15 protein-coding genes are annotated in these 15,338 nt (G+C 73.0%); 11 read left to right on the top strand and 4 right to left on the bottom strand.

The features are described from left to right. Positions 1-48: 48 nt before the first annotated feature. The 8 genes from ACZ5C2_RS04060 (at position 49) to ACZ5C2_RS04025 (ending at position 9,008) form a co-directional block, all read left to right on the top strand. Complete coding sequence (locus ACZ5C2_RS04060; protein ID WP_468786698.1) at positions 49-651, top strand: TetR family transcriptional regulator; 603 nt, start codon at positions 49-51, stop codon at positions 649-651. Between the two features lie 258 nt (positions 652-909). Next, positions 910-2,337: a glycoside hydrolase family 10 protein gene (locus ACZ5C2_RS04055; RefSeq protein ID WP_468786696.1), complete on the top strand. Its 1,428-nt coding sequence runs from the start codon at positions 910-912 to the stop codon at positions 2,335-2,337. A gap of 397 nt (positions 2,338-2,734) precedes the next feature. Next, positions 2,735-3,955: a prenyltransferase/squalene oxidase repeat-containing protein gene (locus tag ACZ5C2_RS04050; RefSeq protein WP_468786279.1), complete on the top strand. Its 1,221-nt coding sequence runs from the start codon at positions 2,735-2,737 to the stop codon at positions 3,953-3,955. Then, the gene (locus tag ACZ5C2_RS04045; protein WP_468786277.1) at positions 3,952-4,587 is read left to right on the top strand and encodes an SCO2322 family protein; all 636 of its coding nucleotides are present in this window, start codon (positions 3,952-3,954) and stop codon (positions 4,585-4,587) included. Before ACZ5C2_RS04050 ends, ACZ5C2_RS04045 begins: the two co-directional genes overlap by 4 nt. Before the next feature lie 88 nt (positions 4,588-4,675). Beyond that, positions 4,676-5,794 (top strand): energy-coupling factor transporter transmembrane component T, encoded by a 1,119-nt coding sequence (locus ACZ5C2_RS04040; RefSeq protein WP_468786275.1) that lies wholly within the window; start codon positions 4,676-4,678, stop codon positions 5,792-5,794. Beyond that, positions 5,791-7,455 (top strand): ABC transporter ATP-binding protein, encoded by a 1,665-nt coding sequence (locus ACZ5C2_RS04035; RefSeq protein ID WP_468786273.1) that lies wholly within the window; start codon positions 5,791-5,793, stop codon positions 7,453-7,455. Before ACZ5C2_RS04040 ends, ACZ5C2_RS04035 begins: the two co-directional genes overlap by 4 nt. Next, on the top strand, positions 7,452-8,288 hold the full coding sequence (locus tag ACZ5C2_RS04030) for an ECF transporter S component (protein WP_468786271.1): 837 nt from the start codon (positions 7,452-7,454) through the stop codon (positions 8,286-8,288). The genes ACZ5C2_RS04035 and ACZ5C2_RS04030 overlap by 4 nt, the downstream gene beginning before the upstream one ends. Before the next feature lie 300 nt (positions 8,289-8,588). Beyond that, the gene (locus ACZ5C2_RS04025; RefSeq protein ID WP_468786269.1) at positions 8,589-9,008 is read left to right on the top strand and encodes an aggregation-promoting factor C-terminal-like domain-containing protein; all 420 of its coding nucleotides are present in this window, start codon (positions 8,589-8,591) and stop codon (positions 9,006-9,008) included. 236 nt (positions 9,009-9,244) lie between these two features. On the opposite strand, the gene ACZ5C2_RS04020 is transcribed toward ACZ5C2_RS04025, so the two are convergent. Further along, positions 9,245-11,299 carry a bifunctional glycosyltransferase 87/phosphatase PAP2 family protein gene (locus ACZ5C2_RS04020; protein ID WP_468786267.1) on the bottom strand — a complete coding sequence of 685 codons (2,055 nt, stop codon included), beginning with the start codon at positions 11,297-11,299 and terminating at the stop codon, positions 9,245-9,247. Positions 11,300-11,581: 282 nt separating this feature from the next. Between ACZ5C2_RS04020 and ACZ5C2_RS04015 the strand changes: the two genes are divergently transcribed. After that, on the top strand, positions 11,582-12,259 hold the full coding sequence (locus tag ACZ5C2_RS04015) for an O-methyltransferase (protein ID WP_468786265.1): 678 nt from the start codon (positions 11,582-11,584) through the stop codon (positions 12,257-12,259). Positions 12,260-12,336: 77 nt separating this feature from the next. Here ACZ5C2_RS04015 and ACZ5C2_RS04010 read toward each other — a convergent pair whose 3' ends face one another. Beyond that, positions 12,337-12,729 carry a hypothetical protein gene (locus ACZ5C2_RS04010; RefSeq protein WP_468786263.1) on the bottom strand — a complete coding sequence of 131 codons (393 nt, stop codon included), beginning with the start codon at positions 12,727-12,729 and terminating at the stop codon, positions 12,337-12,339. Positions 12,730-12,872: 143 nt separating this feature from the next. On the opposite strand from ACZ5C2_RS04010, the gene ACZ5C2_RS04005 reads away from it, so the two are divergent. Continuing rightward, a complete protein-coding gene (locus ACZ5C2_RS04005; RefSeq protein WP_468786261.1) occupies positions 12,873-13,307 on the top strand; it encodes a DnaJ family domain-containing protein in 435 nt (144 codons plus the stop codon). Here ACZ5C2_RS04005 and ACZ5C2_RS04000 read toward each other — a convergent pair. After that, positions 13,296-13,964 carry a hypothetical protein gene (locus tag ACZ5C2_RS04000; protein ID WP_468786259.1) on the bottom strand — a complete coding sequence of 223 codons (669 nt, stop codon included), beginning with the start codon at positions 13,962-13,964 and terminating at the stop codon, positions 13,296-13,298. The genes ACZ5C2_RS04005 and ACZ5C2_RS04000 overlap by 12 nt on opposite strands. 5 nt (positions 13,965-13,969) lie before the next feature. Next, positions 13,970-14,659 (bottom strand): hypothetical protein, encoded by a 690-nt coding sequence (locus tag ACZ5C2_RS03995; protein WP_468786257.1) that lies wholly within the window; start codon positions 14,657-14,659, stop codon positions 13,970-13,972. 178 nt (positions 14,660-14,837) lie between these two features. Here ACZ5C2_RS03995 and ACZ5C2_RS03990 point away from each other — a divergent pair, with 178 nt between their 5' ends. Beyond that, a complete protein-coding gene (locus ACZ5C2_RS03990; protein ID WP_468786255.1) occupies positions 14,838-15,329 on the top strand; it encodes a GNAT family N-acetyltransferase in 492 nt (163 codons plus the stop codon). Positions 15,330-15,338 lie beyond the last annotated feature (9 nt).

Genomic DNA, 15,338 nt, shown 5'->3' with positions numbered 1-15,338 from the left:
CCGCCGCGCAGCGACCCCACCGCCCCGCCGCGCACCGCTCCCGCTTCCCTGCGCACCGCCTCCTCCCTCACCGAGCGGCAGGAGGCGCGCCGGCGCCGCATCCTTCAGGCGTGCGCCCAGCTGGCCTGCCGGGGCGGCTTCGACGCGGTGCAGATGCGTGAGGTCGCGGAATCCTCCCAGGTGGCGCTGGGCACGCTGTACCGCTACTTCCCGTCCAAGATCCATCTGCTGGTCGCCACGATGCAGGACCAGCTGGAGCACATGCACGCGACCCTGCGGAAGAAGCCGCCGTCCGGTGAGACCGCCGCCGAGCGGGCCGCGGAGACCCTGATGCGGGCCTTCCGCGCCCTCCAGCGCGAGCCACAGCTGGCCGACGCGATGGTGCGCGCCCTGACCTTCGCGGACCGCAGCGTGAGTCCCGAGGTCGACCAGGTGTCCCGGCAGACCACGGCGATCATCCTGGACGCCATGGAACTCGCCGATCCGACGCCGGACCAGCTCGCGGCGGTCCGGGTCATCGAGCACACCTGGCACTCGGCCCTGATCACCTGGCTCTCGGGCCGGGCCTCCATCGCACAGGTCAGGATCGACATCGAGACGGCGTGCCGACTGGTGGACCTGACGGCTCCGCAGACCGCCGTCACCCCCTGAGTCGCCCAGCCCGCCACCCCTCCGCCCAGTCGAAAGTTTCGAGACGTTTCCGTCAGTGCTGGTGACGGGCCTTCACCCGACCTACCCATCGGCCAACTCCCTTCCCGTCGTGCGCGAATGGTTGACCCGCACCCTCGCCATCCGTATGGTCACCGCAGAAATTCGGAGCCGAGTCCGAAACTTTCGTTCCACCGCACAGCACGACATTCCCGCCGAACGGCATCACGGGTCCCCCACCGGAGAAGGGATGGCATGCGCATGATCGGAAAGCGACTGCGAACAAGAACGAGAGCCGGAGGCACCACCCCCCGCCACCGAGGCCGGCTGCGGGCCGCTCTGGGCGCCACCACCACCGCCCTGCTCACCGTCACGGCCCTCGCCGCGCTCCCCCAGACCACCGCCCACGCCGCCGACACCCTGGGCGCGGCGGCGGCCGAGCAGGGCCGCTACTTCGGTGCCGCCGTCGCCGCGAACCACCTCGGCGAATCGCAGTACGTCGCCACGCTCAACCGCGAGTTCACCTCGGTGACGGCCGAGAACGAGATGAAGTGGGACGCCCTCGAACCGAACCGCGGCTCCTTCAACTTCAGCCGCGCCGACCAGATCTTCAACCACGCCAAGAGCCAGGGCATGGAGGTCCGCGGTCACACCCTGGTCTGGCACTCCCAACTGCCCGGCTGGGTCTCCGGCCTGGGCGCGAGTGACCTCCGCTCGGCCATGAACAACCACATCACCCAGGTCATGACCCACTACAAGGGCGAGATCCACTCCTGGGACGTGGTCAACGAGGCGTTCCAGGACGGCGGCAGCGGCGCCCGGCGCAGCTCCCCCTTCCAGGACAGACTCGGCAACGGCTTCATCGAGGAGGCCTTCCGCACGGCCCGCGCGGCCGACCCGAACGCCAAGCTCTGCTACAACGACTACAACACCGACGGCGTCAACGCGAAGAGCAATGCCGTCTACACCATGGTCAGGGACTTCAAGTCCCGTGGCGTGCCGATCGACTGCGTCGGCTTCCAGTCCCACTTCAACCCCAACTCCCCCGTCCCCTCCGACTACCAGGCCAACCTCCAGCGCTTCGCCGATCTCGGCGTCGACGTGCAGATCACCGAGCTGGACATCGAGGGCTCGGGCCAGGCCCAGGCCACCAACTACGGCAACGTCGTACGGGCCTGCCTCGCGGTGACCCGCTGCACCGGCATCACGGTGTGGGGCATCCCGGACAAGTACTCGTGGCGGTCGAGCGGCACTCCCCTGCTGTTCGACGACAACTACAACAAGAAGCCCGCGTACGACGCCGTACTGAACGCCCTCGGCGGCGAACCGGGCGACCCCGGTGACCCCGGTGACCCGGGTGACCCCGGTGACCCGGGCGACCCGAACGCGGCCTGCACCGCCACCTACACCACCGCTGAGCAGTGGAACGGCGGCTACAACGGCAAGGTGACGATCACGGCGGGCAGCGCGCCGATCAGCGGCTGGAACGTGAACGTCACCATGACGCCCCCGCAGAAGGTCGTCGCCGTGTGGAACGGCTCACCCACCTGGGACGGCAGCGGCACCGTCATGACCGTCCGGTCCAGCTGGAACGGCTCCCTCGCGGCCGGGGCGTCCACCAGCTTCGGCTTCACCGTGAACGGCGGCAGCGCGTCTCCGCCGCAGGTCGGCGCCTGCACGGCGTCCTGACCCGGCCCGCCCCGCCCGAACAGGCCCGCACCCGCAGTCCCCTTCTCCGGGGACTGCGGGTGCGGGTTACGTCTCGTCGGTGCCGTGACCTCCCTCACCTCGCGGCCCCGCCCCTCTCACCTCACCCCGGCCACCCCTGACCCCTCCCCCGGCAGGCGGGTAGAGTGGCGGCGTCGTCATCACACCCGTACGGGGGGAAGCCGGTGCAATTCCGGCGCTGACCCGCAACCGTGAGCCGTCCGCAGGGACGGTGAGCCGGACTGCCCCGCACGGATCGTGACCGGCTCACGTGCCCGGCAGTCCGCCGGCGCACGGGCACCGTCGAGGTATACGGAGCCGAGCCGCCCGGGGTGTCCCGCGCTGCCCGGCCCTCTTCAGGGAGAGGCACCCGCCGATCATGATTGTCCGCCGCAGCGCAGCGGTTCTGGCCGCCGTCGCCGTGATCGGCGCCGCCGCACCGGCCGCAGCCGACTCGTCACCGTCACCGTCACCGTCCCAGTCGGCACTCCCCGCCGCCCTGTACGGCGACAGCGACCCCCAGTACGACGGCGTCTGGCGCCAGTCGCTCGCCCTGCTCGCCCAGCACACGGTCGACGTCCAGCCGCCGAAGAGCGCCGTCGAGTGGCTGACCGGTCAGCAGTGTGCCGACGGCTCCTTCGCCCCGTACCGCGCCGACACGTCGAAGGCGTGCGACGACAAGACGATGGTCGACACCAACCAGACCGCCGCCGCCGTTCAGGCGCTCGCCGCACTCGGTGGCCACGACGACGTCACGAAGAAGGCCGTCGACTGGCTCAGGTCCGCGCAGAACAAGGACGGCGGCTGGGGCTACACCGCGGGCGGCGCGAGCGACGCCAACTCCACCTCCGTCGTCATCGGCGCCCTTGCCGCCGCCGGTGAGAAGCCCGCCGAGGTGAAGAAGGACGGCACGTCCCCCTACGACGCCCTGCTGAAGCTGGAGCTCCCGTGCGGGGGCGAAGGCGGTGGCGCCTTCGCCTTCCAGCCGGACAAGAAGGGCGAGTTGATCGCCAACGCGGACGCGACGGCGGCGGGCGTGCTCGGCACGCTCGGCGCGGGCCTGGCCGCGGAGGGGGGCAAGGGCGGTCGGGCGGACGCCGACTGCGAGAAGGCGGACACCCCCGAGCAGGCCGCCGCCAACGGCGCCGCGTACCTCACGGACGCCCTCGCCGAGGGCGGCCACCTCGTCTCCGCCCTCCCCGGCTCCGAGGACCAGCCCGACTACGGCAACACCGCCGACGCGGTCGTCGCCCTCGCCGCACAGGGCTCCACCGAGCAGGCCCGAGAGTCCCTGGCCTGGCTGGAGAAGAACGCCGCCGGCTGGGCCGCCCAGAGCGGCCCCGCCGCCTACGCCCAGCTGATCTTCGCGGCCCACGCGACGGGCGCCGACCCGCGCGCCTTCGGCGGCACGGACCTGGTGAAGCAACTGACGGCGACGGGCCCGGCCCCCGAGAAGACCACCCAGGCGTCCGAGGACGGGGAGAAGAAGGACGACTCCGACTCGGGCTTCGGTGTCTGGTGGTTCGTCGGCGTCTGCCTGGTCGCCGGTATCGGCGTCGGCTTCCTGGTCAGCGGCCGCGCGAAGAAGCGGCAGTCGTGATCCGCCGGATCACCGTCCTGTTCCTGGCCGCGCTCCTGCCCCTGCTGGCAGGCGCGGGCCAGGCCCAGGCCGCCGGCTACCGCTACTGGTCCTTCTGGGAGCGGAACGGCACGGCTTGGACGTACGCCACCCAGGGCCCGTCCCTCGCCCGCCCCTCCGACGGCGACGTCCACGGCTTCCGCTTCTCCGTCAGCGAGAACTCCGGCGACGCGGCGAAGCCCCGGGGCGCCGCCGACTTCGACACCATCTGTGCGAAGACCCCGGCGCAGGACGGCAGGAAGCGCGTGGCCCTGGTCATCGACTTCGGTACCCCCGCCGACGCCCCGTCCGGCGAAACCCCGCCCGCCGGCCGCACGGCCTGCGCCCAGGTCCCCGAGGACGCCACCACGGCCGAGGCCCTGGCCTCGGTCGCCAAACCCCTCCGCTACGACACCAACGCCCTGCTGTGCGCGATAGCGGGCTACCCGGAGAAGGGCTGCGGAGAGCAGGTCTCGGCAGACAAGGCCCCGGCGCCCGCGAAGGAGGAGACCGGGCAGAGCGACACGGGCCCGTCGGTGGGCCTGATAGCCGGAATCGCCGCAGTGGCCCTCCTCGGAGCAGCGGCATTCTGGCAGGCCCGCCGCCGTGCGTGAGTCACGCGGCTGCGGGCAGTCGCGCCTCCCCCGGAGGGGGTGCCCCCAGGGCGGCACGGATGGGCACGGCCGCACCCGGCGCACGCCGGTGGAGCAGCCCGCCCCCGCCCGGCCGCGGCGCGCTTCCCTCCACCCCGGCGCCTGGTGGCTCTGGGCCCTGGCCCTCGGCACCGCCGCCACCCGCACCACCAACCCCCTCCTCCTCACCCTCCTCATCGCCACCTCCGCCTACGTCGTGGCGACCCGCCGCCCCCACACCCCCTGGGCCCGCTCCTACGGCGCCTTCGTCAAACTCGCCGCCGCGGTCATCCTCATCCGTCTCGCCTTCGCGGTGATCCTCGGCTCCCCCATCCCCGGCACCCACACCGTCCTCACCCTCCCCGAAGTCCCCCTCCCCGACTGGGCCCAGGGCATCCGCCTCGGCGGCAAGGTCACCGCCGAGGCCCTCACCTTCGCCCTGTACGACGCCCTCCGCCTGGCCGCCCTCCTCATCTGCGTGGGCGCCGCGAACGCCCTCGCCAACCCCTCCCGCCTCCTCAAGTCCCTCCCCGGTGCCCTGTACGAGATGGGCGTGGCAGTGGTCGTGGCCCTGACCTTCGCCCCCAACCTCATCGCCGACGTGCGGCGCCTGCGCGCCGCCCGCCGTCTGCGCGGCCGGCCCGACAAGGGCATCCGTGGCCTCCTGCAGGTCGGACTCCCGGTCCTGGAGGGCGCGTTGGAGCGCTCCGTCGCCCTCGCCGCCGCGATGGACGCGCGCGGATACGGCCGTACCGCCGACGTCCCGCCCGCCGTCCGCCGAACCACCTCCGCCCTCACCCTGGGCGGCCTGCTCGGTGTCTGCGCGGGAACGTACGGACTCCTCACCGCCGAGGGCGGCACCTACGGCCTCCCGGTCCTCCTCGCCGGCCTGTCCGCCGCCCTCGCGGGCCTCTGGCTCGGCGGCCGCCGCACCCTGCGCACCCGCTACCGCCCCGACACCTGGGACACCCGGGCCTGGCTGGTCACGGCGTCCGGAGTCGCCGTGGCCGCACTCCTCACCCTCGCCGCCTCCCGCGACCCGGCGGCACTGAACCCCGGTGTGGTCCCCCTCGTGGCGCCCACCCTCCCCCTGTGGCCGGCGGCGGCGATCCTCGTCGGCCTGCTCCCCGCCTTCATCACCCCCGCCCCCGAGGCGGCCACGGACACCCGCAAGGAGCCGACGACGTGATCCGCTTCGAGAACGTGTCGGTGACGTACGACGGCACGACGCGACCCGCCGTCCACGGCGTCGACTTCGAGGTCCCCGAGGGCGAACTGGTCCTCCTCGTCGGCCCGTCCGGCGTGGGGAAGTCGACCGTACTGGGCGCGGTGAGCGGTCTGGTCCCGCACTTCACCGGCGGCACGCTGCACGGCAGGGTCACCGTCGCCGGGCGTGACACCCGCACCCACAAGCCGCGTGAACTCGCCGACGTCGTCGGCACGGTGGGCCAGGACCCGCTCTCCCACTTCGTGACGGACACCGTGGAGGACGAACTCGCCTACGGCATGGAGTCACTGGGCCTGTCCCCCGACGTCATGCGCCGCAGGGTGGAGGAGACCCTGGACGTGCTCGGCCTCGCCGACCTCCGCGACCGCCCCATCGTCACCCTCTCCGGCGGCCAGCAGCAGCGTGTGGCCATCGGCTCGGTCCTCACCCCGCATCCCCGGGTCCTCGTCCTGGACGAACCGACGTCCGCCCTCGACCCGGCGGCCGCCGAGGAGGTCCTGGCCGTCCTCCAGCGCCTGGTCCACGACCTGGGCACCACGGTCCTCATGGCCGAGCACCGCCTGGAACGCGTCATCCAGTACGCCGACCAGGTGGCCCTGCTGCCGGGCCCCGGCGAGCGCCCGTGGCTCGGCTCCCCGTCGGAGGTGATGGCGGTCTCCCCCGTCCACCCCCCGGTGGTCGCCCTGGGCCGCCTGGCCGGCTGGTCCCCCCTCCCCCTGACCGTCCGCGACGCCCGCCGCCAGGCGGTTCCCTTGCGCGCCCGCCTCGCCGGCCATCGGCCGCAGCAGGCCGGCCACGCACCCACGCCGTCCCCCGTCCCGTCCCGACACCTGTTCAGGCGCGCGAAGCCGGACGACACCGCCCTCCCCGCCCCCGTCGCCGAGGTCCGCTCCCTGGCCGTCCGCCGCGACCGCGTCCAGGCCCTGCGCCACGTCGACCTGACGGTCACCCCCGGCGAGACGATCGCCCTCATGGGCCGCAACGGAGCCGGCAAGTCGACGCTGCTCAGCGCCCTGGTGGGCCTGGTCGCCCCCTCCTCGGGCTCGGTCCGCACCGGCGACGCGGTCCCCCACCGCACCCGCCCCCGTGACCTGGTCCGCCGGGTCGGCCTGGTCCCCCAGGAACCCCGCGACCTGCTCTACGCCGACACGGTCGCGGCGGAGTGCGCGGCCGCCGACCGCGACGCGGAGGCACCCCCCGGCACCTGCCGCGCCCTGCTCACCGAACTCCTCCCCTCGGTGGCCGACGAAACCCACCCCCGGGACCTCTCCGAGGGCCAGCGCCTGACCCTGGCCCTGGCGGTCGTCCTGACCGCCCGCCCGCCCCTCCTCCTCCTCGACGAGCCGACCCGCGGCCTGGACTACGCGGCGAAGGCCCGCCTGGTGGCGATCCTGCGGGGGCTGGCGGCCGAGGGTCACGCCATCGTCATGGCCACGCACGACGTGGAACTGGCGGCGGAGCTCGCTCACCGCGTCGTCCTGCTGGCCGAGGGCGAGGTGATCGCGGACGGCCCGTCGGCGGACGTGGTCGTGGCGTCCCCGTCCTTCGCCCCCCAGGTGGCGAAGATCCTGGCCCCTCAGCACTGGCTCACGGTCTCCCAGGTCCGGGAGGCACTGCGATGACGATCACACGGCGGCCGGACCGCCAGGCCCGCGCCATCCCTCTCGGTCCCCGCTCCTGGCTGGCCCTCTCCCTGGTCAGCGCGGTGGGCGTGGCCGGCTTCGGCTGGCCCTTCCTCGCCCCGCCCACCTCGACGGTGAACGCCCATGCCCAGGACGCGCCGTGGCTCTTCGCGGGCCTACTGGTCCTCCTGGTCGCGGTCGTGGCGGCGACGATCTCGGAGTCCGGCCTGGGCCCGAAGGCGGTCGCAATGCTCGGCGTCCTCGCGGCGACCGGGGCGGCCCTGCGCCCCATCGGCGCGGGAACGGCCGGCCTGGAACCCATGTTCTTCCTCATGGTCCTCAGTGGCAGAGTCCTCGGCCCCGGCTTCGGCTTCGTCCTCGGCTCGGTGACGATGTTCGCGTCCGCGCTGCTCACGGGCGGTGTCGGCCCCTGGCTCCCGTTCCAGATGCTGGCGATGGGCTGGTTCACGATGGGCGCGGGATTCCTCCCGGGGCCCGACCGCCTCCGCGGCCGCGCGGAGGTCTGGATGCTCGCCGTGTACGGCTTCCTGGCCGCCTTCGCCTACGGCACGGTGATGAACATGTCGGGCTGGCCCTTCATGTCCGCCCTGGCCTCGAACATCTCCTTCTCGCCGGACGCCTCCCTCCCCACCAACCTGGCCCGCTTCCTGGCCTACTGCCTGGCGACCTCCCTCGGCTGGGACCTGGGCCGGGCCCTGGTCACCGTCGTCCTGACCCTGACCGTGGGCGCCCCCCTCCTCAAGGCACTGCGCCGGGCCACCCGCAGGGCGGCCTTCGAGGCGCCGGTCACATTCGACGACCCCCCTCGGTAGCCACGCGCCCACCCTGTGTGCCCGGGATGGTGAACCACCCCACATGACCCGCGTCACATACGACCCGGCACCGTAGCGACTTCCCGGGCCGTACACGGCGCCCCCGCCCTTCGAAGCGTCCCCTCCGACCTTCGGTAGTAAAAGGGACCTTTGCGGGCAATCCGGGGATTTGTTTCTGTGGAGCAGTCGCCAGGCGCCAACGCCCCACACGGGGTCGCGGCGCCGACGCATGCCCCCGCCGCACACCGGCATCCGGCACCGCACCACGCGACCACCCCGTTCCCCACCGAAAGGCCGCCTGTGTCCGCCGCTTCCTTCCTCCGTACCGTCGCCACCCCGAAGAAGGCCCTCGCCGGTGCCACCCTGGTCGCCGCCACCTGCGGCACCCTGATCGCCGCCGCGCCCGCCCAGGCCGCCACCACGGGTACGGCCACCTCGGCCCAGGCGACCGCGCAGAAGATGATCGGCAACTCGGCCGAGTTCCAGTGCTTCTCGAAGATCGTCCAGCACGAGAGCGGCTGGAACCCCACCGCCACCAACCCCTCCAGCGGCGCCTACGGCCTGGTCCAGGCCCTGCCCGCCTCCAAGATGGCCTCGGCCGGCTCCGACTGGAAGACCAACCCCACCACCCAGATCAAGTGGGGCCTGGACTACATGAAGGACCGCTACGGCAGCGCCTGCGGCGCCTGGTCCTTCTGGCAGGCCAACAACTGGTACTGATCCACCCCCACACCCCCCATACCGAAGGCGGCGACCCCACGATCCCCGGGGCCGCCGCCTTCGTCGTTGTCAGGGCACAGGAATGACTGCACATCCCGGGGACGGTCGTACGGACCTCCAGTGCCGACGTGGTGCCGCGGATGTCACAGCCGGGCGCGGTGACCGTGCGGATCACCTACTCGCCCTGACGGCGCGGTGACGGCGGCTGACCGTGTCGGTGACCGGGGAGTACCGGATCAGCTCGGAGTACGGTGCCTGGCCGGCGGCGCCGGTTTGCTGCCGATCTTCTCGGTGGCCGCCAGCGTCGTACGGGCGCGGGGGCCCTGGAGGAGGTAGGTGAGGGCGAAGCCGGCGGCGACGACGAGGGCGCCGCCGGCCGCGTCCAGGATCCAGTGGTTGCCGGTGACGACGATCGCGGCGGCCGTGAGGAGGGGGTGGAGAGCGCCGAGGGCCTTCATCCACGGCTTCGGCGCGACGATCGCGATCACCAGTCCGCACCACAGGGACCAGCCGAAGTGCAGCGACGGCATCGCCGCGTACTGGTTGGTGAGGGCGGTGAGGGTGCCGTAGTCGGGCTTGGAGAAGTCCTGGACGCCGTGGACCGTGTCGATGATGCCGAGGTCCGGCATGAGGCGGGGCGGGGCGAGCGGGTAGAGCCAGAAGCCGACCAGGGCGAGGATCGTGGCGAAGCCGAGGGCCGAGCGGGCCCAGCGGTAGTCGACGGGGCGGCGCCACAGGAGCAGGCCGAGGACGGCCAGCGGGACGATGAAGTGGAACGACGTGTAGTAGAGGTCGAAGAACTCCCGCAGCCAGCCGATCTTCGCCACGGCGTGGTTGACGGCGTGCTCGATGTCCATGTGGAGCAGGCGTTCGAGGTCGAGGATCTGCTGTCCGTGGTCCTCGGCACGGGCGCGGCCCGCCGAGTTGCTGCCGCCGGTCGCGGCGAGGCGGACCGTGGCGTACGCGGCGTAGGTGACGCGGATCAGGAGGAGCTCGAGCAGGAGGTTCGGGCGGATGAGCACCCGGCGCAGGAAGGGCAGCAGGGGGACGAACGCCCAGCGGGCCGGGACCGGTGGGGCGTACTGGGTGGGGACGGGGGTGCGGAAGTACTCCGAGGAACGGGAGAGGAAGGGGACCGCGACGGCGGCGGCCAGGGCGGCGAGGAGGACGACGTTGTCGCGCACCGGGTGGAGGAACGCCATGTTCGGCAGCGTCATCTCGGCCGACAGCGTCATGACGAGGACGACGGCGACGGGCCACGCCATCCGGTCGCGGGCGCGTTTGCCGACCCGGCCGACGGCGCTGAGCAGCACCCACAGCAGCTGGTGCTGCCACGCGGTCGGGGCGACCACGATGGCGGCACAGCCGGTGACCGCGACCGCGAGGAGCAGCTGGCCGTCGTGGGCGTACCGGACGGCGCGGCGCAGGGCGACGGTGACGACGGCTGCGCCGAGGAGGAGGAAGAGGCCGATCTCCAGGGGGCCTTCGAGGCCGAGGCGGAGCAGGGCGCCGTGCAGGGACTGGTTGGTGAGGTCGTCGGCGGGGCCACCGAGGCCGGTGCCCGCCATGTGGTGCACCCAGTAGGTGGAGGAGTCGTGCGGCAGCGCGGCCCAGGCGAGCGCGGTGGTGGCGGTGAAGGTGACGCCGGTGGCCGTGGCCGCCCGGCGGCGGCCGGTGAACCACAGCAGTGGGGCGAAGAGGAGGAGGGTGGGCTGGAGGGCTGCCGCCAGGCCGATGAGGGCGCCGCTGACGCGCTGGCCGTGGGCGACGAAGCAGCCCAGCAGGACGAGCAGGACCGGGACGATGCTGGTCTGGCCGAGCCAGAGGGTGTTGCGCACCGGCAGGGACAGCATGAGCAGGCTGACTGCGGCGGGCGCGGCGAGGATCGTGGTGCGGCGGCCGACCGGCTGGGGCAGGGCGCGGGCGGCGATCAGTCCGAGGGCGACCACCAGGAGCAGGGTGCCGAAGGTCCAGCTCCAGCCGAGGGCCTGCTCGGCGGGCCGGGTGAGGGGTTTGAGGACCAGACCGCTGAAGGGGGTGCCGGTGAACTGACTGGAGTCGTAGAGGGAGCCGCTGACGTGCAGCACGCCCCCGGGACCCACCCAGGTCTCCAGGGCGGTCAGCCGTTCCCCGCTGGGGGTGGTGAGGACGGCGGCGACCTGGCGCACGGCGAGGACGGCGGCGAGCAGCCACAGCCCTGAGCGCACCGCGCGCAGTCGTGTTCGGGTGCCGCCGGCGGCCGTCGCCCCGAGAGCCTCCGCCGGTCGCCCCCTGTAATCCGCGTTCGCCACGCCTCGTCGGCCTCCCGCCCCGTTTCACCCCGCACGTCCTGTGCGTGGATGTACCGACGGCCTTCTCGCTTTTGTCCGGATGACGATAGTCCGGGTGGGATCGCGTTTCCCGCGTGCGACGCGAGAAGGGCCCCAACGAGCGAAGGGGAGGGCTGCGCGGTGACGGGGGCCGCCGGGACCGGGACACGCCTGGGAAAGTCCTGACGGGCCCGGGCGGACGGCGTATCTTCGTTAGCGACCCTAGTTAGAGAAACTAATCAGCCGTACGGAAGGCAGGGGCGCATGAGCGAGCCGCAGCTCTGGAACAAGGTGGACGACTACTTCGCCGACCGTCTCCTGACCGACGCCCCCGACGAGGCCCTGGCGGCCGCCCTGCGCGACAGCGACGCCGCCGGTCTTCCGCCGATCGCCGTCTCCGCCCTGGCGGGCAAGCTGCTCCAGCTCCTCGCGCAGGTGCGGGGTGCCCGGAACATCCTGGAGATCGGCACGCTCGGCGGTTACAGCACCATCTGGATGGGCCGCGCCCTCCCGGCCGACGGGCGGCTGGTCTCCCTGGAGTACGACCCGGCGCACGCCGAGGTCGCGGTCCGCAACATCGCCCGCGCGGGACTCGACAAGCAGGTCGAGGTGCGGGTGGGCGCGGCGCTGGACTCGCTTCCCAAGCTGGCCGACGAGAACCCGCCCCCGTTCGACCTGGTCTTCATCGACGCCGACAAGGTGAACAATCCGCACTACCTGGAGTGGGCGATCAGGCTGACCAGCGCGGGCAGCCTGATCGTCGTGGACAACGTCGTCCGGGGCGGTCGCATGGCCGACCCGGACAACACCGATCCGGACGTGGTGGGCACCCGCGCCGCCCTCGACATGATCGGCAGTCACCCGCGGCTGACGGGCACGGCGATCCAGACGGTGGGCACCAAGGGTTACGACGGCTTCGCGCTGGCGCTCGTACGGCCGTGAGCCGCGCGCTCCGGCGATGCGCGCTTCACACCCCGCGCGTGAGCCCGCGCTCCACCCGTCGCGCGTGAGCCCACGGTTCACACCTCGTGGTAGAACCCCACGTTGACGCTGCGCGGGGCGGTGCGGTCCTGGATGACGACCTCTCCGCTGCCGCCCCGGGGCAGCGCCACGGTGCCGCCGTAGGCGACCGGGTGGGCGTATCCACCGATGGTCAGCCGGACCTCGGAGGACGGCTCGGGCAGGGAGCCGCGCAGCCAGGTCAGCTGCCAGGTGCCGTCCTGCGCGCAACTGAACTCCAGGTGGACGCGCGAGACGAACAGCCAGTCGTCCGGCGTCGAGAGCCGGCACAGTGACCTGTCCCGGCCCACCCGCAGCAGGGCGCCCGGCTCGCTGGGCGCGTCGGCCATGAGCATGCCCGCCGTGGCACCCGCTTCCGCCGCGGACACCGCGGCCATGGTGAGTTCGAGCACCTGTGCTCCTCCTGAGACGTCCTGCGGGCCGAGGAGGGCCCGGACCCGGCGGTGGCCGGAACGGCCGTGCACGGCGGCCGGATCGGCTCGCCGCCGCCGAATGATAAAACGCCCGGCTGCGCGGCGTCCGGCACAATGAACTCATGACGGAGCGCAAGCCACCGGGCGTCGACTTCGAAAGCTGGGTCGACAAGCAGATCCGTGACGCCGAGGCGCGCGGGGAGTTCCAGCAACTGGCGGGAGTGGGCAAGCCGCTCCCCAGCGAGGTCGAGAGCACCTACGACGAACTGTGGTGGGTCAAGCGGAAGATGGCCCGCGAGGGCTTCTCGCTTCTGCCGCCGACGCTGGCCCTGCGCAAGGAGGCCGAGGACGCGCTGGAGGCGGCTCTCGCGGCTCCCTCGGAGCGGATCGTCCGGAAGATCCTCACGGAGATCAACGCCAGGATCAGCGACATGATGTTCAAGCCGCCGCCCGGCCCCCCGCTGGGCAAGAAGCCGTACGACGTCGAGGACGTCGTACGGCTGTGGCGGGAGCGCCGGGCGGCGGCGGGCGGGGCGGACCCCGGCTCAGACGTGTAGCAGCCGTTCCGCCAGCTCGCGGTAGTCCCGCAGGGCGAGGCGCAGCTGTTCGGTGTCGGTCGCCGCGGCGGCCTGTCCGTCGCCGGGGCCCGCGGTGTCGGTGGTGCCGGCGGTCTCCCACGACCGCCGCAGGGTGCGGCGCCGCTCGGTCACGGCATCCGTGAAGCGCTCGGTCAGCTCGCGCAGTACGTGATCGGCCTCCTGTACGGCGTCACGCGGCGCGTCGACGAACCCGGCCACGGCGTGCTGCAACTGCGCGGCGAGCTGGTCGGTGTCGTCGTGCGGGAGGAGACCGTGGTGTCCGCCCCGCTCGCCGCCGTGGCGGGCGTGGGTGGGAGAGCCGCCGGTGGTGGAAGCGGGCGTCTGCGAACCCGTTCCGGGCGTGATGTCCCGGCCCGAGCCGGTCGGCGCGGTGCTCCCGGACCGCGGGTGCGGGTCGACCGGCGGGCTGTCGGCGCCGCGGCCGGTGCCAGTGGCGCCGGGGTCGGTGCCGGTGCGGTCGATGCCGGTGCCGGTGCGGTCGATGCCGGTGCCGGTGCGGTCGATGCCGGTGCCCGTGCGGTCGATGCCGGTGCCCGTGCGGTCGATGCCGGTGGTGGTGCGGTCGGTGTCCCCGGTGAGCGGGGTGTCTCCGGGGCGTCGGGTCACGTCGGTCATGTCGGTCAGCTCTCCTTCGCCTGGCGCCGGTGCAGCAGGGACGGCGTGTGGTGGCCGCGTCGGGCGGCCGGGGACGTGCGGTCGCCTTCGGCGCCGTGCCGTCCGCCGTCGGGGCGGTGGCGTCCGCCGTCGTGCCGGGACGGGCGGACCAGCTCCTCGAACAGGGCGCGGGCCTCGACCATGGCCTCGCGCATCTCCTCGGTACCCGCACCGCCGTCGTGCGCGCCGTTCGCGCGCGCCTGGGCGACGCGGTGCACGCGCCGGTATCCCTCGACGTGGTGGGCGTGGTGCACGGACAGTGCGGAGAGCTGGTCCTCGTAGTGCCCGTCGGCGGGGAAACCGCGGGCGCCGGCGAGTTCGGCGATCAGCCGGTCCGCCTCCGCGACGGCGTCGCGCGGGGACTCGACGAACCGCTCCTGGGCGGCCGTCCAGCGCGCCTCGTACCGCTCGCGCTCGGCGGGTTCCAGCGGCCGTTCGCGCAGCTCGCCGTGGCGCTCCACACGCTCGGCGAGTTCCCGCTCGGCGGCCTTGGTGTCCCCGTCGTGGCGGGCGACGGCACGGTCGTACTCGGGCCCGAAGCGCCGCTTCAGGCTGGTGCCGTGCCGTGGGCCACGGCCGCGCAGGGTCAGCACGGCCGCGACGGCGACAACGACCGCGACAATCACGATCAACGCAATGATCAGGCCAGTGGACATGGATGCCTTCCGGGTTCTCGGCCCAACCGGCACTCCTCGCGAGCCGGTTCGTCCCTTCCGGGTTGCCCGATGCCCGGCACACAAACTGCACGACACAGACACCGGGTCCCCGGCACCGGTCCCGGCGCCGTCGATATGCGCTTGCGCGTCCTGCGTACGGGCCGTCCACAATGCGCCCATGACCTGGACCGTCGCCCCGGAACCGTACGACTCCCCCGCCGCCGTCGCGCTCTGGCGGGCGTACTACACGGAGGTCAGCGACCGCTGGTATCTGCTGCACGAGGGGCGTCGGACCGGACCGGAGGAGCTGGAGCGGGAGATCGCCGCCGGGCTGGAGGGCGGCCTCGCGGCGCCACGCGGGGGCCTGCTGGTCGCGCGGTACGCGGGTGAGCCGGCCGGGAGTGCCGGTTTCCGGCTGCTGGACGGCACGACCGCCGAGCTGACCCGGGTCTTCCTGTACGAGGGGATGCGGGGCAGGGGCGGGGCGGGGTTGCTGGTGCGGGCGGCCGAGGACGCGGCCCGTGCGGCGGGCGCGACCCGGATGGTCCTCGACACACGCGGTGACCTCGTGGAGGCGCGGGCGCTGTACGCCCGGCTGGGGTACGCCGAGACCGAGCCGCACAACGCGAAGCCGTACGCCGAGCACTGGTTCACCAAGCGGCTCGGCTGAGACTCAGAG

It is taken from the genome of Streptomyces sp. NPDC031365 (genome assembly GCF_055569765.1).
This window is presented reverse-complemented; position numbering and strand designations above follow the sequence as displayed.